A 17,991-nucleotide genomic window follows, 5' to 3' on the forward strand; every position below is an offset into this window, starting at 1 on the left:
CCGCCACGAGGGGCTCCGCCGTTGGCCGCCTTATCGCGGCCAGGCGTTGGCGATCGTGCAGAACAACCGCGCCGTCTGCTCGGTGTCATACACCGCGCTGTGCGCCTCGTTGGCATCCCAGCCCAGCCCGGCCGCCGTGGCCGCGCGCGCCAGCACGGTCTGACCGTAGGCGATACCCGCCAGGGTGACCGTATCGAACACGCTGAACGGATGGAACGGATTGCGCTTGTGCCCGGTACGGGCCACCGCGGCGTTGACGAAGCCGAGATCGAAATGGGCGTTGTGGCCGACCAGGATCGCGCGCTGGCAGCCGTACTTCTTCATCGCCGCACGCACCGGAGTGAAGACGTGATCGAGCGCCGCCTTCTCTTCCTTGGCCAGCCGGAATGGATGGTCGAGGATGATGCCGGTCACTTCCAGCGACTTCGGGTCGATCTCCAGGCCCTCGGCCGGCACCACATGGGCGCTGGCGGTCTGGCCGGGGTAGAGCAGGCCGTTCTCGTCCATCTCGATCGGTACGGCGGCGATTTCCAGCAGCGCGTTGCGCTGGCTGTCGAAGCCGCCGGTTTCAACATCCACCACCACCGGCAGGAAGCCGCGGAAGCGTTGTGACATCGCGCGCTGCGCCTGGGGTACGTCGGGAACAGGGGCGGGGGCAGGTGCGGAAGTGGGGTCAGTCATGTACGGATTCTAGCAGAGCGACCCTGAGCGCCAGGGATCCTGGCAGGTGCCAACCTTGGTTGGCACACTGTGCGCCGACCAAGGTCGGCGTCTACCGGACCGCGCGACGTGCGCCGACCAAGCTCGGCATCTACCGGACCGCGGGCTGCGCCGTGGGGCCCGACGGATACCACCGCGCCAGCACTGCATCCACGCTCAGGCGCCCGGCGCCGGTGAACAGCAGCGGCAGCAGCATCGCCATGAACAGCAGTGGTAGTTTGAAGTTGCCAAAGCCCTGGTCGCTGATCGCGTAGCCCATTGCCAGATCGCCCAGCGAGCTCCATTCGGCCGGCCAGTGCACCGCGTACATTGCCACGACCGTCAGCACCAGCAGGCTGGCGGCGGCAAAGCGGGTGCCAAAGCCGAACAGCAGGCACGCTGCGCCCACCAGTTCGAACCAAGTGGCCAATTGCCAGTTCAGCGCGGCGGGCAACTGGTCGAACGGAAACGGGAAGGCATCCTGCAGGTCGGCGAACCAGTTCTGCCCGTGCAGTTTCTCGCGCCCGGATTCGAAGAATTCCCAGGCAAGCAGCAGGCGCAGGCCAAGCGGGGCCAACCACGGGGCGAAACGGTCCAGCTGGCCGCGGGTTGCGGCCAGGATCGGGGTCTTCATCGGTGAATCTCCTGGAAGGGGCGTCAGGGTGAAGCGCGGAGCGGACCGATCACGCGGGCACGCAGGAACTGCTGCAGCAGTTGCGCACCCGGGGCGGCCAGGGTCTCGGGATCGAGGTGGTGCAGGGCGGCCAGTTGCTGCAGCTGTTGTTGGCCGGTGGCCCCGGGCGCCTCGCCGATCAGCGTCAGCAGATGCACCGCCAGACGGGTCAGGGTGGCAAAGCGCACTGCGCCATCGGCATCGCGCCGTACCAGCAGGCCGGTGGGCTCTGCCGGTGGTTGCGACGGTGCATCGTCGCTACCCAGTTGATACACCGGCCAGTGGTACAGCAGCGGCCAGGCCAGTGGCGAGCGCCGCAACGGCACCTGCAACGGATCGATGTCGCCAGGTTCCGGCAGCGGATCAGCCTGCAGCTGGTACAGCGCGGTCTCCACCCACTCGTAGTGGGCCAGTTCGGCCAACGCCGGGTGCGGCAGCGCCGGCTGCGCTTGCAGCCACTGCACGAACTCGGCCGCCAGCTCGGTGAACAACGGGGTGTGGCAACGGTGGCTGGCGAAATAGTGGCGCACCAGCGCACCCCAGGCCGGTTCGCCCAGCAGGCGCACGCAGACCGGGAAGCCGTTGCTCAACAATCCCAGCAGATTGTTGAACAGCAGGCGTTCGTACACCGCCACCCGGCGCGGGTCCATGCCGGGCGGCGCCGGCACCTGCGCCGGATCGCGCAGGTGTGCGGTGAACGCGTGCTGCTGCGCGCGCAGTCGTTCGGGAGCATCAGCCATGGGCGGCTCCAGCATGCACGGCCTGCAGGCGGTGGATGGTCTGCAGTTCGCCGCGCAGCTCGGCGTAAGGCGGGAAATTGAAGTCGCGTTCGAGCAGGGTAGGGCGCGGGCCGATGCGCGCGTAGGTACGCGCCAGCAGATCCCACACCGGATCGATCACCGGGCTGCCGTGGGTGTCGATCTTCAGGTCCGGAGCGTCGTCCAGGTGCCCGGCCACGTGCAGGCAGACGATGCGCTGCGCGGGCAGGCCGGCAATGAACGTATCGGCGTCGTAGCCGTGGTTGCAGGCATTGACGTAGACATTGTTGACGTCCAGCAGCAGATCGCAGTCGGCCTCGGCCAGCACCGCATTGGTGAAGGCCAGTTCGTCCATCATTGGTTCCGGGGCCAGGTAGTACGACACGTTTTCCACGGCGATGCGGCGGCCGAGGATGTCCTGCACGCGGGCGATGCGTGCAGCGGTGTGGCGTACTGCTTCATCGGTGAATGGAATCGGCAGCAGGTCGTACAGATGGCCCTCGTCGCTGCAGTAGCTGAGGTGTTCGCTGTACAGCGGCACCCGGTGTTGCTCAAGAAAGGCACCCACCTGTGCCAGCAGCTGGGTATCCAGCGCTGCGCTTCCACCCAGTGACAACGACAGGCCGTGGCAGCTCAACGGATGGCGCGTGGCCAGTTCGGCCAGCGCGTCACCGGCGGGGCCGCCTACACCGATCCAGTTCTCCGGCGCGCACTCGAGGAAATCGAAATCGCCGGCGGGTGCGTCGCGCAGGTCCTGCAGCAGGGCGCGGCGCAGGCCCAGGCCCACGGCCGCCGCGGGAAGCGGCGACCGCGGGTGGACGACGCCGGCGCGGACGTCAGTGCTTGCCACCGCACTTGCCTTCGCCGCACTTGCCTTCGGCCGACTTCTTGTCGCCGCCGGTCTTGGCCTTGGCGTCGGCACCGGCCGCTGCCTTGCCCTTGTCGCCGCCGCACTTGCCTTCAGCGCTCTTGCCGTCGGCGCCACACTTGCCTTCTGCATGCTTGGCCGCGTCGGCGGATTTCGCATCGGTCGCCTTCGCGTCGGTGGCCTTTGCCGCCTGGCCGGCAACCAGATAACCCTGGGCGAGATCGCTCATGCTCAGGGCCGAGGCGGAGGCGGTCATGCCGAGGCCTGCGGCCAGGGCGGTGGCGGTCAGCAGGGACAGCGTCTTGTTGGAGGTGCTCATCGGTCGTGCTCCTGGGTGGTGGGCGGGTGCCCGTGGTGAAGCGATGGTGCAGCGATCCTACTCAACGAATCCTCGCCGGGAGTTCAAATTTTCGTGAGAAGTATTGCGACGCCAACAAAAAGGCCGCTGTCGCGAGGACAGCGGCCACCCTGGAGTCGAATCCGGTGTTGCAGTGCAGTATCAGATATCTCCGGCGCTGGAGGTCTCGTCGCGCTTCTGGCGCGGCGGCAACGGCTGTTCGCCGTGCACCAGGAACCACACGTTTTCGGCGATGTTGGTGGCGTGGTCGCCCACGCGTTCCAGGTTCTTGGCCATGAACAGCAGATGGGTGCACGGGGTGATGTTGCGCGGGTCTTCCATCATGTAGGTCAGCAGCTCGCGGAACAGCGCGGTGTACTGCGCATCCAGGCGGGCATCGTCCTCGCGCAGTTCCAGCGCGGCATCGGCATCGTTGTCGCGGTAGGCGGCGATGGCACGGCGGACCTGCTGCGCAGCCAGACGGCCGAGCGCGCGCAGGCCCTGGATCTGTGGCAGCGGCGGCACCTTGCCCAGCGCGATGGAGCGCTTGGCGACGTTGGCCGCGTAGTCGCCGATGCGTTCGATGTCGGCCGGAATGCGCAGGCCGGCAAGGATCTCGCGCAGGTCGCGCGCCATCGGGCCACGCAGCGCCAGGCGCATCACGTCGTGGCTGATCTGCTGTTCCAGCGCATCGATCGCTTCATCGTTGGCGATGATGCGGTGGGCGGCGTTCTCGTCGCGCTTCTCGATGACGTCCATCGACGCCTCCAGCTGGGCGACGGCCATCTCGCCCATGCGCACGATTTCGGCCACCAGGCGCTGCTGCTCTTCGTCGTAGCTTTTGACGATGTGGTCGTTGGGAAGGTTCATGGTCTGCAATCCAGGTAGAGCCAGGCCGCGCCTGGCTGGGACATGTGGCGAAGCGTCAGCGCCGGTCAGCCAAAGCGACCGGTGATGTAATCCTCGGTCTGCTGCTTGGACGGCTGCGAGAAGATCACTTCGGTGCGGTCGTGCTCGATCAGGTCGCCCAGGTACATGAAGGCGGTGTAATCGGACACGCGCGCGGCCTGCTGCATGTTGTGGGTGACGATCACGATGGTGTACTCGTGCTTCAGTTCTTCCACCAGCTGCTCGATGCGGCTGGTGGAGATCGGGTCCAGCGCCGAGGTCGGCTCGTCCAGCAGCAGCACCGACGGGCGCAGGGCCACGGCGCGGGCGATGCACAGACGCTGCTGCTGGCCGCCGGACAGGCCCAGCGCGCTCTGGTTGAGCTTGTCCTTCACTTCGTCCCACAGCGCGCCCTGGCGCAGCGCGTGCTCGACACGGTCGGCCATGTCCGCCTTGGACAGCTTCTCGTGGTGGCGGATGCCGTAGGCCACGTTCTCGAAGATGGTCATCGGGAACGGCACCGGCTTCTGGAACACCATGCCGACCTTGCTGCGCAGGCGGTTCATCGGGTACTTCGGCGACAGGATGTTCTCGCCGTCGAGGATCACCTCACCGCGCGCTTCCAGCTTCGGGTACAGCGCGTAGATGCGGTTGAAAATGCGCAGCAGGGTCGACTTGCCGCAACCGGAGGGACCGATAAGCGCGGTCACGCGCTTTTCCGGGATCTCCAGGTTGATGCCCTTCAGGGCGTGGAACTTGTCGTAGTAGAAGTCCAGTCCACGCGCGGCGAGCTTGACCGGTGCCGGAGCGTGCAGGTTCTCGTGCGAGGCCGGCACCACGATGCGCTGCATCGGCACGGCGTTGGAAAGGTCGTTCATGGCGGTATCCACGGAAAGGTCAGTCATGGGAGATACGGTTGCGCAGCAGGATGCCGCGCGCAGAGAGGCTGACCAGCAGCACGAACACGGTCAGCACCAGCGCGCCGGCCCAGGCCAGCACCTGCCAGGATTCATACGGGCTGCCGGCGAACTGGTTCATCACCACCGGCACCGAGGCCATCGGCTGGAACACGTTGCTGTTCCAGTACTGGTTGCCGAAGGCGGTGAACAGCAGCGGTGCGGTCTCGCCGGAAATGCGGGCCAGCGCCAGCAGGATGCCGGTGATGATGCCGGCCGAGGCACTGCGGTACAGCACCTGCACGATCACCTTCCACTGCGGGATGCCCAGCGACAGGGCGGCTTCGCGCATCTGCGAAGGCACCAGGCGCAGCATCTCGTCGGTGGTACGCACCACCACCGGCAGCACGATGAAGGCCAGCGACAGCGCACCTGCGAAGGCGGAGAAGCTGCCGCCGGTCTGCATCACGTACAGGGTGTAGACGAACAGGCCCAGCACGATGGACGGTGCCGACAGCAGGATGTCGTTGACGAAGCGGACCACGGTGCCGGCTTTGCGGGCGTTGCCGTACTCGGCCAGCCAGGTGCCGGCCAGCACACCCAGCGGGGTGCCGATGCCGATCGCCAGCGCACACATCACTGCGCTGCCGAAGAAGGCGTTGGCCAGACCGCCTTCCTGCATCGGCGGCGGTGTCATCTTGGTGAACAGATCCAGGTTGATGCCGGCCAGGCCCTTCGAGGCCAGGGTGAACAGGATCCAGCCGAGGAAGAACAGGCCGAACAGCGCGGTGGCGCAGGACATCGCGATGGCGATGACGTTGCCGATGCGGCGGCGCAGGTACAGGGAGTCAGCGGTGCTGGACATCAGTTGCCCTCCTTGCGGGACAGGCGCATCAGCATCAGGCGGGCGATGGCGAGCACCACGAAGGTGACGATGAAGAGGACGAAGCCGAGCAGCAGCAACGCCGAGCGGTAGGTTTCAGTGGCTTCGCCGAAGTCGTTGGCGATCAGTGCGGCGATGGTGGTGCCCGGTTCCAGCAGCGACGGCGACAGGCGCACGCTGTTGCCGATCACGAAGGCCACCGCCATCGTCTCGCCGAGTGCGCGGCCGAGGCCGAGGAACACGCCACCGATCACTGCCGAGCGGGTGTAGGGCAGCACGATGTCCCAGCTCACTTCCCACTTGGTGGAACCCAGCGCGTAGGCCGATTCCTTCAGGCGGGTCGGCACGGTCAGGAACACTTCGCGCATCACCGAGGAGATGAACGGGATGACCATGATCGCCAGCACGAAACCCGCGGTGAGCATGCCGATGCCCAGCGGCGGGCCCTGGAACACCGGGCCGATGATCGGCCATTCGCCCAGGGTTTCGTTGAGGAACGGGGTGACGTACTCGGTCATCACCGGCACCAGCACGAACAGGCCCCACATGCCGTAGATGATCGAGGGAATGCCCGCCAGCAGTTCGATGGCGGTACCGACCGGGCCCCGCAGCCAGCGCGGTGCCACTTCGGTGAGGAAGAAGGCGATGCCGAAGCTGACCGGCACGGCGATGACCATCGCGATCAGTGCGGTGACCAGGGTGCCGTAGATCGGGGCGAGGGCGCCGAACTTGTTTTCGACCGGATTCCAGTCGGAAGAGAAGAAGAAGCTCAGGCCCTGCATCTGCAGGGCGTGGCGACCACCCCACAGCATCGACAGTGCGGCGCAGGCCAGTGCGATCAGGACGAAGATGACGGTGCCGACCAGCACCCATCGGAACAGTTTGTCGTTGCGGGCATCACGCGTATCACGCGTGGACGGGGCGGCTACAGGCTGGGCGATGGCATTCATGGGGACGGCAGGGCCAGGAAGGGGCGGGGCAGCACGATGTTCAGGAGACGGTGCCCGCACGTGGCGGGCACCGTCGGGTCCATCACTTCAGTTCGGTCGCCCAGTAGGCTTCGATCTGCTTGACCAGCTCGGCCGGCAGCGGCACGTAGTGCAGTTCGTTGGCCTGGGTCTGGCCGCTTTCGAAAGCCCACTTGAAGAAGGCCAGTGCATCCTGGTTGCGCTTGGCATCCTTCGGCTTCTTCTGCATCAGCATGAAGTTGGTGGCAGTGATCGGCCACGCCTGTTCGCCCGGTGCGTTGGTGATGACCAGGTTGAAGTCCTTGGCGCTGGCCCAGTCGGCGCTGGCGGCAGCGGCGGCGAAGGTCTCAGCGTTCGGCTGCACCCAGGTGCCGGCCGCGTTCTGCAGCGAGGTGTAGGGCATCGCGTTCTGCAGGGCGTAGGCCAGTTCGACGTAGCCGATCGAGCCCTTGATCTGCTTCACGTACGAGGCGACGCCTTCATTGCCCTTGCCACCCACGCCGTCCGGCCACTGCACCGAGGTGCCTTCGCCGACTTTGCTCTTCCACTCCGGGCTGACCTTGGACAGGTAGTTGGAGAAGTTGAAGGTGGTGCCCGAACCGTCCGAACGGTGGACGATGGTGATCTTGCCGTCCGGCAGGGTCACGCCCGGGTTGGCGGCGACGATGGCCGGGTCGTTCCAGGTCTTGACCTTGCCCAGGAAGATGTCGGCGAGCAGGGCGCCACTGAGGCGCAGCTTGCCGGCTTCCAGGCCGTCGATGTTGACCACCGGCACCACGCCGCCGATGGCCGACGGGAACTGGGCCAGGCCGGCCTGGGCCAGCTCGTCGCTGCTCAGCGGCTTGTCCGACGAACCGAAATCAACGGTGCCGGCCTTGATCTGGGCGATGCCACCGCCGGAACCGATCGACTGGTAGTTGATCTTGGCGCCGGTGGCGGTGTTGTAGTCGGCCGACCACTTGGACACCAGCGGGAAGATGAAGGAGGCGCCGGCACCGGAGACCTCAGCGGTCACCTTGTCGCCGGCAGCGGCCGGAGCAGCGGCGCCGTCAGCGGCCGGCTGCTGTGCGGCCTGCTTGTCGCCACCGCAGGCAGACAGGCCCAGGGCGATGGCCAGGGAAAGGGCGGCAAGGCTGGCCGAGTGCAGTTTCATGGTCACTCCATAGCGGGGTAGAGCCGACGGTGTCGGCGGATGCGGCTATGAAATGATGTTTTTGTTACAACCGTATGACGTCCATGACAGAGGTGTCCTGGATCACGTTCTGGCAAGGGTTTCACAGGGGTGGCGTGCCCCCGGCGGGGGCCCGGAGACCACGGATCTGCGCACCGATATGACGATGGAGGCAGGGTGGAGCCGAGCCCATGCTCGGCTGCCCGCGAGGGCAGGCCAGAAGCAGCCGAGCATGGGCTCGGCTCTACAGATGCTCCTGCATGACCCCATCGCCGCAACAACAGATCAACGGAAGCGCGGCGCCTTTCACGACCAACCCTACAAAAAAGAAGAGCGCCGGACCCCGAAGGATCCAGCGCCCGGTGGGGCCGGCGGGGGAGAGAGGACCCGCCGACCCCGTTCCTGCGGGGGAACGCCTTGCAACGAAACTCAGTACTTCAGGTTCTGCGTCCAGTAGGTCTCGATCTGGCGCACCAGCGCGTCCGGCAGCGGCACGTAGTCCAGCTGCTTGGCCTGCGCATCGCCATTCTTGTAGACCCAGCGGAAGAACTCCTGGGTGGCCTTGGCGCCCGCCACGTTCTTCGGCTGCTTGCGCACCAGGATGAAGTTGGTGGCGGTGATCGGCCACGCATCAGCGCCCGGGGCGTTGGTCATCACCAGGTAGAAGTCGCGGGCGTTGGCCCAGTCGGCGCTGGCCGCAGCGGCCGAGAACGATGCGTCCGACGGCTGCACGATCTTGCCGGCCGCGTTCTTCATCGCCGCGTAGGACATCTTGTTCTGCAGCGCATAGGACAGTTCGACGTAGCCGATGCCGCCCTTGATCTGCTTCACGTAGGCAGCAACGCCTTCGTTGCCCTTGCCGCCGATGCCGGCCGGCCACTGCACCGAGGTGCCTTCACCGACCTTGCTCTTCCACTCCGGGCTGACCTTGGACAGGTAGTTGACGAAGTTGAAGGTGGTGCCCGAGCCGTCCGAACGATGGACGATGGTGATCTTGCCGCTGGGCAGGGTCAGGCCGCTGTTCAAGGCGGCAATGGCCGGGTCGTTCCAGGTGGTGATCTTGCCCAGGAAGATGTTGGCCAGGGTCGGACCGTCCAGCTTCAGCGCGCCCGGGGCGACGCCCGCGACGTTGATCACCGGCACCACGCCGCCGATCACCGACGGGAACTGGGCCAGGCCGGCGGCCGCCAGCTCTTCCGGCTTCAGCGGCGCATCGGACGAACCGAAGTCCACGGTCGCAGCCTTGATCTGGGCGATACCACCGCCGGAACCGATCGACTGGTAGTTGACCTTCTTGCCGGTGGCGGTGCTGTAGTCGGCCGACCACTTGGACATCACCGGGTAGATGAACGAGGCGCCCGCGCCGGTGACATCGGCGGCGTTGGCGGCGAACACGGACGACGCGGCCAGAATGGCGACGGCGGCGCGCGACTTGAAGGCGTGGATCACGGGAGAGACTCCTGGGGTGGTCGAGGGGCGGCTGCCCGACGTTTCGGTGCACATTCCATAACGGTTCCATGACACGCCCGCGTCTGTCATATGACGCGGACGTGACAGCCGTCATGGCGCTGCCGATGCCTCCCTTTCAGAGCCCGCGCAACGCCTGCGGAACGGCATAGCGGCCGTCGCTGGGCAGCAGTGTCCAGCGCTGCGCCGGTGCCGTCGTGTCGGTTGCATGGCAGTCGTCGCCCGCAGCGACGCTGATCGTATCGATGCGCTTTTCGCGCACCAGGATCGGTGCCAGACCCGCGGAAGTGCTATTGCCCATTTCCAGCGTGCGCTCGAAGCGGCTGAACTCGCCGGCGCAGCGCGTATCCCATTCGCCGCGACTGCCGCTGACCGCCAGCGGCGCAAGCACCCGGCGCAGTTGCCGGCCATCGCGCACGAACAACTGCAGTTCGGTCTGCGCGAACGGGTTGGGCCCTGAGCTGCCGCTGTAGTCCATGCGCACGCCAAACGCGCGGGTGGCCGGGTCCAGCTGCCAGCGTGCGGTGTCCAGGTGGAGCCCGGTGAAGCGCAGCGCATCGCTGCTGACCGCATCGGCCACGCGGGTCCAGGCCAGCGGCCGGCCACTGGCGGTGTCGATCAGCAACAGATCCAGGTCGCCGCCGCGCACGTCTTCCGAGGCTGGCGCTGTCCATTGCGCGACGGCCAGCAGGGTCGTGCCGGGTTGCGCGGGCCACGCACGGCAGGCGCTGCTGTCGGCATCGGTAAAGCGTGCCGTCACTGGCAAGGCGCCAGCCGGCAACTGCCGATACGCGGCCTCGCGCACGGCCTCTGCATCGTCACAGGCGAGCGCGGTGGCGGGCAGGGCGGCGAGCAGGGCAGCGCACAGCAGGCGGCGCAGGCGAAGGGAAGGGGGCATCCCGAAGGTCCATGTCGACAGGGCAGGGCATCATCGCGCGGCCACCGCCTGCCCACAACGACGAAGGCACGGCCGGAGCCGTGCCTTCGTTCGAACGCGTGCTTCCGGTCTTACCAGAAGAACTGCGCGCGGGCTTCCAGGATGTTCGGATCGTCGTTGACGAAGCCACGGGCGGTCGAGTTGTACTTCTTGCTGTCGACCATCACGTAGTTGAGCATCAGCTTGAAGTTCGAGCGCCAGTACCAGTTGGCGCCGACGGTCCAGATGTCCATCTTGCCGCCGAGCACGCCATCGACGATCGGCGGACGGCCGGCCACCGGGTTGGCGGCGAGGTTGCCGTCGTTCAGGTTCATGTGGTCGTAACGCACGCCCAGCTGCCACTGGCCGCCGGCCGGGTTGTTCGGCAGGCCGGTGCCCGGGGTGCCGCTCTTGTAGCTCCAGCTTTCGCCGGTGACATTCCACACGCCGCTGACGTAGTAGCCGTCACTGGTGTAGTTGTCGTTGGCCATGCGCTTGGCCTTGCTGGTGTAGTACTCGGCCTGGGCCTTGAACGGACCCTGGAAGTACATCGCTTCGGCGCCGATGGTGCTGACGCGGTCGGTGTCGACCAGGTTGCCGCTGTCGACCAGGCGCGCGGTGGCCAGGTCAGCGTTCGGGCGGGCACGCACGCGCAGGGTGTCTGCGTCGGTGTCGTAGTTCACGTAGCTCAGGCCGAAGTGCAGGACCTGGCCCTTCTCGTTGATCGGGGCCCAGGTACCACGTGCGCCGTAGCCGCTGCCGTGGGCCAGGTTGCGGGTCAGTTCGCGGCCGAAGGCGCTGGCGGTGACCGACCAGTTGTCCTGGCCGTAGCTGTAGGCACCGCCGAGGCGACGGGCGACGGCGTAGGTGTTGGTGACCGCAGCCTTGGAGATGAAGTCGTTGTTCTTGGTGCTGGACAGCTCTTCCAGGCTGTTGGGCTGCTTGAACTGGCCGACCTGGATGAAGTGGTTGGCGTTGCCCAGCAGCTTGTACTTCACGTTGGTGTCGAGGAACTTGTCGGCCTTGGCGTCATAGCCGACCACCCACTCCACGTTGCCCGGGCCCTTGCCCTTCAGCACCAGCTCGGCGCGACGCAGTTCGAATTCGCTGTTCTTGCCGTTGCCGGCGTCACCGCCGTTGAGGTCCACGACGTCATTGTCGTACCAGTTGCCGTCGGCCTGGACCAGGCCTTCGAAGGTGATTTCCGAACCGCCGATCACATCGATGGCGACTTCGGCGTGGGCGGCCGGCACATACAGCGCAGCAGCCACGGCGACCGTCAGGAGTTGGTGATGCAGTTTCATGGAGAGGAGCCTTGCAGGCAGGTGGGAAGATGCGCGCAGGCTAAAACGTGAAGATTGCGTAAATGTGACAGTTCGCGCACGGCCGCGATCCGCCGCAGGCCCCGTCACGGCTGGGCCTGCCATTGAAACCGGTTACGTATGACGCCCGGATTGCGTCCCGGTTGCAGTAGATCCACGCCCTGCGAGGATGGTGTTTCCGTGCATCCACGTCATGCGCGGATGCCGCCATCACTCGGCGAGGGTCTTGTCCTTGAACCGGCAGAGATCGGCAATCACGCACCCCGGACAATCCGGCTTGCGCGCTTTGCACACGTACCGCCCGTGCAGGATCAGCCAGTGATGCGCATCGAGCAGGAACTCGGCGGGAATCGCTTTGACCAATCGATCTTCCACCTCGCGCACGTTCTTTCCTGGCGCAAGTCCAGTGCGGTTGGCGACACGGAAGATATGCGTGTCCACCGCCATCACCGGTTCGCCGAAGGCGGTGTTGAGCACTACGTTGGCGGTCTTGCGACCGACACCGGGCAGTGCTTCCAGTGCATCGCGGTCGCGTGGTACTTCGCCGCCGTGCTTCTCCAGCAGCAACGCGCAGGTGGCGATCACGTTCTTCGCCTTCGCATTGAACAGGCCGATGGTGGCGATGTACTTCTTCAGTCCCTCTTCGCCCAGGGCGAGGATTTTCGCCGGCGTGTTGGCAACCGGGAACAGGCGACGGGTGGCCTTGTTGACGCCGACGTCGGTGGCCTGCGCCGACAGTGCGACCGCCACCAGCAGTTCGAACGGCGAACTGTATTCCAGCTCGGTCTTCGGATGCGGGTTGAGTTCGCGCAGGCGGGTGAACATCTCCACCACGTCGGCGCGCGGCATCGTACCGCCGCGGCGCGCAGGTGCGCGCGCGGTCTTCTTCGCGGTCGCCATTACTGCTCCTTGCCGGCGGCGCGGGCCTTGGCCCGGGCGAGGATGGCGGCCGCTGCGGCGGGCAGGGCGGGTTTGGCGTCCGGTGCCGGCGCGGGCGTGCGACGTGCATCACGCTCGGCCTCGCGGCGGGCCAGGCGCACCGCGCGTGCGCGGAAACGTTCGCGCGCGGCCCAGGCACGCTGCAGTTGCAGCTGCATCTGGCAGAGGCGGTCGGGCAGGTCCGGATGATCGGCCAGCAGCCGGTCATCGCCAGCGCGCACGACGTAGTCCATCAGTCCAGCCTGCAGCGCGCCATCGGGATCGTCTGCCTGGACCCGGGCGAACAGCAGCACGGGGTTGGGTCGGGATGCCATGGCAATCAGCGGTTCTGGAAGGCAGGTGGACGGCGCTGCAGGAAGGCGCTGGTGCCCTCGCGCATGTCCTCGGTGGCGAACAGCAGGCCGAACTGCGCACTTTCGTATTCCAGGCCGGCGTCCAGGCTGCATTCGCCGCCCACGTGGACTGCGTCGAGCAGGCCGCGCAGCGCCAGCGGCGCCGACTGTGCCAGCTGCCGGGCCAGGGCCTGTACGCGGGCGTCGAGCTCGGCGGCGGGCACCACCTCGTTGACGATGCCCAGGGCCAGCGCGCGCGCGGCGTCGATCGGGGTGCCCAGCAGGCACAGCTCCAGCGTGGCCGCGCGGCCACACAGGCGCAGCAGTCGCTGGCTGCCGCCGAAGCCGGGAATCAGGCCGAGATTGATCTCCGGTTGGCCGACCTTGGCCGAATCGGCCGCAATGCGCAGGTGGCAGGCCATGGCCAGTTCCAGCCCGCCGCCCAGCGCAAAACCGTTCACGCGGGCGATCACCGGCTTGGGCATGCGTTCGATGCGGCGCATCAGGGCCTGGCCGAGCAGGGAGAAGTCACGTCCCTGAACCGCGCTCAATGTGTTCATTTCCGCGATGTCGGCCCCAGCCACGAAGGCCTTGGGGCCTGCGCCGGTCAGCACCACCACCCGTACCGCCGGATCGGTGGCCGCGTCGCTGAACGCCCCGGCCAGAGCCTGCAGGGTCGCGGCATTGAGGGCGTTGAGTTTGTCCGGACGCTGCACGGTAATGGTGCGGATGGCGCCGTCGTCGCTGACGCCGACCGGGTGGGGAGTGGGGGCCTCGGCCACGGGAAACTCCTGGAACGTTAAAAAAAAGTGAGATTGAACTCTGTAAACGCAGACAGGTCATAGCCTGCGTGGTGAGTAGCGGTTACACGTTGTGGCCGTTATCCTAACCCGTCGCCTCAGGGCGGCGCAGAACGTCCCTGAGTTACCACCCCTGGAGAACTGTTTGATGAAGTTGCGTTCTATCGCGGTCGCCGTCGCGGCCCTGGCCCTGACGGGCAATGCCTTCGCCCAGGACATCGCGTCCGAGAAGGGCAAGCTGAGCTACTACTTCGGTTACGACTACGGCAACAACCTGGCGGAGCTGACCGGTCGCGGTGAGCAGCTGGACATCAACTCGGTGGTGAAGGGTCTGCAGGACGCCTACGCCAAGAAGCAGCCGGCGATCACCGCCGAGCAGCTGAAGCCGGCCGTTGAAGCGTTCCAGAAGCGCGAGCAGGGCCGTGCCCAGGCCGCCAAGGCCGAGTACGAAAAGGCTGCTGCCGACAACAAGACCAAGAGCGATCAGTTCATGGCGCAGAACAAGGCAAAGGCGGGCGTGCAGACCCTGCCGAGCGGCGTTCAGTACCGTGTGATCGAAGCCGGCAAGGGTGCCAAGCCGACCCAGGCCAGCACCGTGCAGCTGGAAGTGGCCGGTCCGTTCCCGTACGGCCAGCGTCCGACCGAGGCTCGTCCGGCCCAGCAGATTCCGTCGATCAAGGTCAGCGAAGTCGAAATGAAGGCCATGCGCGAGACCCTGCTGCAGATGCCGGCTGGCTCGAAGTGGGAAGTGTCCCTGCCGCCGGATCAGGCCTATGGCGCCGACCCGCGCACCCCGTTCCCGCCGAACGTGGCTGTGCAGTTCGAGATCAAGCTGATCAGCGTCAAGTAAGAAGAAACTGCATCAACATCAACGCGCCGGTGATCCCACCGGCGCGTTTTTGTTTCTGCAGCATGCAGCAGCCGTATGGGCCCCATCCCAAATCCGGTCCATTCGCGCTACTGTTGACCGGTGCAAATAATGGAAGAAACGGCGCGTGCTGTCGCAAGTCCCTGCATCAACGTGTGCAAGCTGGATCGCAACCGGCTGTGCGCCGGCTGCGGGCGGCATATCGACGAAATCGCAGGGTGGTCGTCGATGAGCGACAGCGAGCGCACCCACATCCTGCAGCGCGTGCTGCCATTGCGGCAACAGCTGCAGCAGTCGCTGCGAGGCTCGCTGGCCGATCATGAGCGCCTGCTGCGCGCCCTGCACCCGCTGGCCGAGCCGCCGGCAGGCGACGGCTGGAACCGCAGTGAACTGGATGATCTGCTGCCCCCGGGCCCACCGGTCGAGGCGGCGGTGCTGGCCGGCATCGTGCCGCGCGCCAATGGTGCGCAGGTGATCCTGACCCGGCGTACCGAAACCCTGCGGCAACATGGTGGCCAGGTCGGTTTTCCCGGTGGCCGTACCGAGCCGGATGATCGTGATGCGCTGGCCGCCGCACTGCGCGAAAGCCAGGAAGAAATCGCATTGGCGCCGACGCAGGTGCAGGCACTGGGTTATCTCGATCCGTTCGTGACCATCACCGGCTACCGGGTCACCCCGGTGGTGGCGGTGATCGATCCGGATTTCGTGGCGGTACCGCAGCCCAGCGAAGTGGCCGAGGTGTTCGAAGTGCCGCTGGACTATCTGATGGCCGCCGACAACCTGCGCCAGGTCGAAATCAACCATCGCGGCCGCGTCCGCCACGTCCTCGAATACGGCTGGCCCGGCCAGCGCATCTGGGGCGCCACTGCGGCCATCCTGTACAACCTGCGTCGCCGCCTGGAGCAAGTGCAATGAAATCGATCGACCCGCCGTGGACCACCCTCGTCGATGTTGCGACCCTGGCTGCGGCCCTGGGCGACGGAGTACGCGTGGTCGATGCCCGCGCAACTGCTAGCACGGTCGTACGCGTGGTCGATGCACGTGCATCGCTGGCCGATCCGCAGGCGGGCAATGGCCTCTACGCACAGGGACACATTCCCGGTGCGGTGCATGCCGATCTCAACCGCGACCTGTCCGACCTGACGCGGGTCGGCCATGGCCGCCACCCACTGCCGGACAGCGATACGTTCGCCGCGCGGCTGGGGCAATGGGGCATCGGCCCCGATACGCAGGTGGTGGTGTATGACGGCAGCGATGGCAGCATGGCCGCCGCGCGACTGTGGTGGCTGCTGCGCCTGATCGGGCACACGAAGGTGGCCGTGCTCGATGGCGGCATCGCCGCCTGGCAGGCCGCCGGCCAGCCGCTGGCGACCGGCAGCAGCGAGGTCGCGGCGTTGCCGGCGTATCCAGGGCGTTTCGATACCAGCCAGGTTGCCAGCGCGGACGAGATCGAATCGCGCCTCAAGCACGCACCGGGCTGGCTGGTCGACGCCCGCGCAGGCGAGCGTTTCCGTGGCGAGGTGGAACCGCTGGATCCGGTGGCCGGCCATGTGCCGGGAGCGGTCAATCGACCGTTCGCGTTGAACGTGCTGGACGGCCGCCTGCGCGATGCACAGGAACTGCGCGCCGAACTGCAGGGCGTGATCGGCAACCAGGATCCCCAGCGCGTGGTGCTGATGTGCGGCTCGGGCGTGACCGCCTGCCATCTGCTGCTGGCGATGGAAAGTGCGGGCCTGTCCGGCGCGCGCATCTATGCCGACTCCTGGAGTGGCTGGGTCAGCGACAGCAGCCGCCCGGTCGCTACCGGCGCCTGAAGCCGCTTCCTGGACCTGCGCCACTGTAGAGCCGAGCCCACGCTCGGCTGCTTCCGCCTGCAATGCCGTGGAACTGCACCATCCAAGCCGAGCATGGGCTCGGCTCTACGGGACGCGTGCATTGCCTGGCAGCATCACCCCAGCGGCTGCAGCGGCACCTTGGCCAGGATCCGCTGCCACGGGAACAACGGGCCCGGATCGCGCTTGCGCGCCACGGTCACGGCCGGGTCGTCACTGGCAGGTACCTGCTCCAGGTCCAACTGGTCGTGGCCGGCGATCTGCCGCAGCGAGGGGTACTGCAGCACCAGCGCCTGCAGCAACCGTTCCAGCGCCAGCAACTGCGCTTCGGTGTAGGGCTCGTCCATCGCCTGGTGGCGGCTGTCGAGCCAGTGCGGGTAGCGCCCCGAATTGACCAGTTCGATGCCCACCGAGTCGGCATTCATGCCGCGCACGTGGTGGGCGATGCGCTCCGGCGCCACGTACTGCACCACGCTGCCGTCGCGGTCGATGTAGAAATGCCCGCTGTTGCCGGCGCCGCTGTCGTACAGCACGCGCTCGCCGTACTCACGGGCAGTCGCCAGGTCGGGCAGTTCGGTACAGTGGATCACCACCATCGCCAGGCTGGATGGATCGCGCACGGGCAGGCGGTCGTGGTAGGGCAGCGGCTGCAGCTGCAGGCCGGGCAGGAGCGGGTTGGGCATGCGGCGATGCTAGCATTGCCGAATGAAACTGCCTTCCTTTCTGCTGTCGGTCCGCTCCGTGGGAGCGCACGCATGAGCCGCGGTCACTGCATCCTGTCGCACGGTTTCGAGAGCGGCCCGGAGGCGACCAAGGTCACCGCCCTGGCCGAAGTCGCCGAGCGCCTGGGCTGGACCCATGAGCGCCCCGATTACACCGACCTGGACGCGATGAGCGAGGTCAGCCGCGTTGGCGACGTGCGCACCCGCCTGCAGCGCCTGATCGAGCGCACGGCCGCTGCCGCCGCGCAGGGTCCGGTGGTGCTGGCGGGCTCCAGCCTGGGCGCCTACATCTCCGCCATTGCCTCGCTGCAGGTGCCGGTGGTCGGCCTGTTCCTGATGGTGCCGCCAACCACCATGGGCCCGATGCCGGCGCTGGATGCCGCGCCGGTGCCGACCACGGTGGTACAGGCGTGGCATGACGAGGTGGTGCCGGCCGCCGGGGTCATCGCCTGGGCGCAGGTGCGCTCGGCGCAGCTGCTGCTGGTGGACGACGGCCATCGCCTGGAAAACCACGTCGAGGCCTCCGCGCAGGCCTTTGAGCGCCTGCTGCGGCAGCTGTGAAGCCCGGGCGCACGGCGCGCCCGCCCGCATTGACTACAATGGCAGCCCCGCCGCCCATGGCGCGGGCCTGCCGGCCGTGCCTACGGCCCTC

The 17,991-nt window shown here is 66.8% G+C and carries 21 protein-coding genes; 4 read left to right on the forward strand and 17 right to left on the reverse strand.

What is annotated here, in order from left to right:
* Positions 1–30: 30 nt before the first annotated feature.
* The 16 genes from rnt to AC13GI_RS01370 all read right to left on the reverse strand — a co-directional run bounded on the left by rnt (position 31) and on the right by AC13GI_RS01370 (position 13,899).
* On the reverse strand, positions 31–615 hold the full coding sequence (gene rnt, locus AC13GI_RS01295) for a ribonuclease T (RefSeq protein WP_032951815.1): 585 nt from the start codon (positions 613–615) through the stop codon (positions 31–33).
* Positions 616–811: 196 nt separating this feature from the next.
* Positions 812–1,333 (reverse strand): HvfX family Cu-binding RiPP maturation protein, encoded by a 522-nt coding sequence (locus AC13GI_RS01300; protein WP_482995277.1) that lies wholly within the window; start codon positions 1,331–1,333, stop codon positions 812–814.
* A gap of 23 nt (positions 1,334–1,356) precedes the next feature.
* Complete coding sequence (locus AC13GI_RS01305) at positions 1,357–2,112, reverse strand: HvfC family RiPP maturation protein (RefSeq protein ID WP_482995278.1); 756 nt, start codon at positions 2,110–2,112, stop codon at positions 1,357–1,359.
* Positions 2,105–2,980 carry an HvfB family MNIO-type RiPP peptide maturase gene (locus AC13GI_RS01310; RefSeq protein WP_099819981.1) on the reverse strand — a complete coding sequence of 292 codons (876 nt, stop codon included), beginning with the start codon at positions 2,978–2,980 and terminating at the stop codon, positions 2,105–2,107. Before AC13GI_RS01310 ends, AC13GI_RS01305 begins: the two co-directional genes overlap by 8 nt.
* Positions 2,967–3,317, reverse strand: coding sequence for a hypothetical protein (locus AC13GI_RS01315; protein ID WP_099819982.1), 351 nt, complete (start codon positions 3,315–3,317; stop codon positions 2,967–2,969). Before AC13GI_RS01315 ends, AC13GI_RS01310 begins: the two co-directional genes overlap by 14 nt.
* Before the next feature lie 180 nt (positions 3,318–3,497).
* Complete coding sequence (phoU, locus tag AC13GI_RS01320) at positions 3,498–4,205, reverse strand: phosphate signaling complex protein PhoU (protein ID WP_049465163.1); 708 nt, start codon at positions 4,203–4,205, stop codon at positions 3,498–3,500.
* A gap of 65 nt (positions 4,206–4,270) precedes the next feature.
* Positions 4,271–5,101 (reverse strand): phosphate ABC transporter ATP-binding protein PstB, encoded by an 831-nt coding sequence (gene pstB, locus AC13GI_RS01325; protein ID WP_025875381.1) that lies wholly within the window; start codon positions 5,099–5,101, stop codon positions 4,271–4,273.
* Between the two features lie 19 nt (positions 5,102–5,120).
* A complete protein-coding gene (gene pstA / locus AC13GI_RS01330; RefSeq protein ID WP_032951813.1) occupies positions 5,121–5,984 on the reverse strand; it encodes a phosphate ABC transporter permease PstA in 864 nt (287 codons plus the stop codon).
* Positions 5,984–6,952, reverse strand: a complete 969-nt coding sequence (pstC, locus tag AC13GI_RS01335) for a phosphate ABC transporter permease subunit PstC (protein WP_025875378.1) — start codon at positions 6,950–6,952, stop codon at positions 5,984–5,986. The genes pstA and pstC overlap by 1 nt, the downstream gene beginning before the upstream one ends.
* 82 nt (positions 6,953–7,034) lie before the next feature.
* Positions 7,035–8,123 carry a phosphate ABC transporter substrate-binding protein PstS gene (gene pstS / locus AC13GI_RS01340; protein ID WP_025875376.1) on the reverse strand — a complete coding sequence of 363 codons (1,089 nt, stop codon included), beginning with the start codon at positions 8,121–8,123 and terminating at the stop codon, positions 7,035–7,037.
* A 447-nt stretch (positions 8,124–8,570) separates the two neighbouring features.
* A complete protein-coding gene (gene pstS / locus AC13GI_RS01345; protein ID WP_025875374.1) occupies positions 8,571–9,590 on the reverse strand; it encodes a phosphate ABC transporter substrate-binding protein PstS in 1,020 nt (339 codons plus the stop codon).
* A 136-nt stretch (positions 9,591–9,726) separates the two neighbouring features.
* Positions 9,727–10,506, reverse strand: a complete 780-nt coding sequence (locus tag AC13GI_RS01350) for a PA3715 family protein (RefSeq protein ID WP_482995279.1) — start codon at positions 10,504–10,506, stop codon at positions 9,727–9,729.
* Between the two features lie 110 nt (positions 10,507–10,616).
* Positions 10,617–11,828 (reverse strand): OprO/OprP family phosphate-selective porin, encoded by a 1,212-nt coding sequence (locus AC13GI_RS01355; RefSeq protein WP_482995280.1) that lies wholly within the window; start codon positions 11,826–11,828, stop codon positions 10,617–10,619.
* Between the two features lie 228 nt (positions 11,829–12,056).
* Positions 12,057–12,746, reverse strand: a complete 690-nt coding sequence (gene nth, locus AC13GI_RS01360; protein WP_099819987.1) for an endonuclease III — start codon at positions 12,744–12,746, stop codon at positions 12,057–12,059.
* Positions 12,746–13,099, reverse strand: coding sequence for a hypothetical protein (locus tag AC13GI_RS01365; RefSeq protein WP_482995281.1), 354 nt, complete (start codon positions 13,097–13,099; stop codon positions 12,746–12,748). Before AC13GI_RS01365 ends, nth begins: the two co-directional genes overlap by 1 nt.
* Before the next feature lie 5 nt (positions 13,100–13,104).
* Positions 13,105–13,899, reverse strand: a complete 795-nt coding sequence (locus tag AC13GI_RS01370; protein ID WP_380653417.1) for an enoyl-CoA hydratase/isomerase family protein — start codon at positions 13,897–13,899, stop codon at positions 13,105–13,107.
* A 166-nt stretch (positions 13,900–14,065) separates the two neighbouring features.
* Here AC13GI_RS01370 and AC13GI_RS01375 point away from each other — a divergent pair, with 166 nt between their 5' ends.
* From AC13GI_RS01375 to AC13GI_RS01385, 3 genes are all read left to right on the forward strand, one after another.
* The gene (locus tag AC13GI_RS01375; RefSeq protein WP_089239934.1) at positions 14,066–14,767 is read left to right on the forward strand and encodes an FKBP-type peptidyl-prolyl cis-trans isomerase N-terminal domain-containing protein; all 702 of its coding nucleotides are present in this window, start codon (positions 14,066–14,068) and stop codon (positions 14,765–14,767) included.
* Positions 14,768–14,896: 129 nt separating this feature from the next.
* Positions 14,897–15,700: a CoA pyrophosphatase gene (locus AC13GI_RS01380; RefSeq protein WP_099819990.1), complete on the forward strand. Its 804-nt coding sequence runs from the start codon at positions 14,897–14,899 to the stop codon at positions 15,698–15,700.
* Positions 15,697–16,599, forward strand: a complete 903-nt coding sequence (locus AC13GI_RS01385; RefSeq protein WP_482995282.1) for a sulfurtransferase — start codon at positions 15,697–15,699, stop codon at positions 16,597–16,599. The genes AC13GI_RS01380 and AC13GI_RS01385 overlap by 4 nt, the downstream gene beginning before the upstream one ends.
* 134 nt (positions 16,600–16,733) lie before the next feature.
* Here AC13GI_RS01385 and AC13GI_RS01390 read toward each other — a convergent pair whose 3' ends face one another.
* Positions 16,734–17,300 (reverse strand): N-acetylmuramoyl-L-alanine amidase, encoded by a 567-nt coding sequence (locus tag AC13GI_RS01390; protein ID WP_089239939.1) that lies wholly within the window; start codon positions 17,298–17,300, stop codon positions 16,734–16,736.
* Positions 17,301–17,372: 72 nt separating this feature from the next.
* On the opposite strand from AC13GI_RS01390, the gene AC13GI_RS01395 reads away from it, so the two are divergent.
* Positions 17,373–17,900: an alpha/beta hydrolase gene (locus AC13GI_RS01395; protein WP_482995283.1), complete on the forward strand. Its 528-nt coding sequence runs from the start codon at positions 17,373–17,375 to the stop codon at positions 17,898–17,900.
* Positions 17,901–17,991: the final 91 nt, after the last annotated feature.

This window comes from Stenotrophomonas sp. 82F1 (assembly GCF_056861525.1).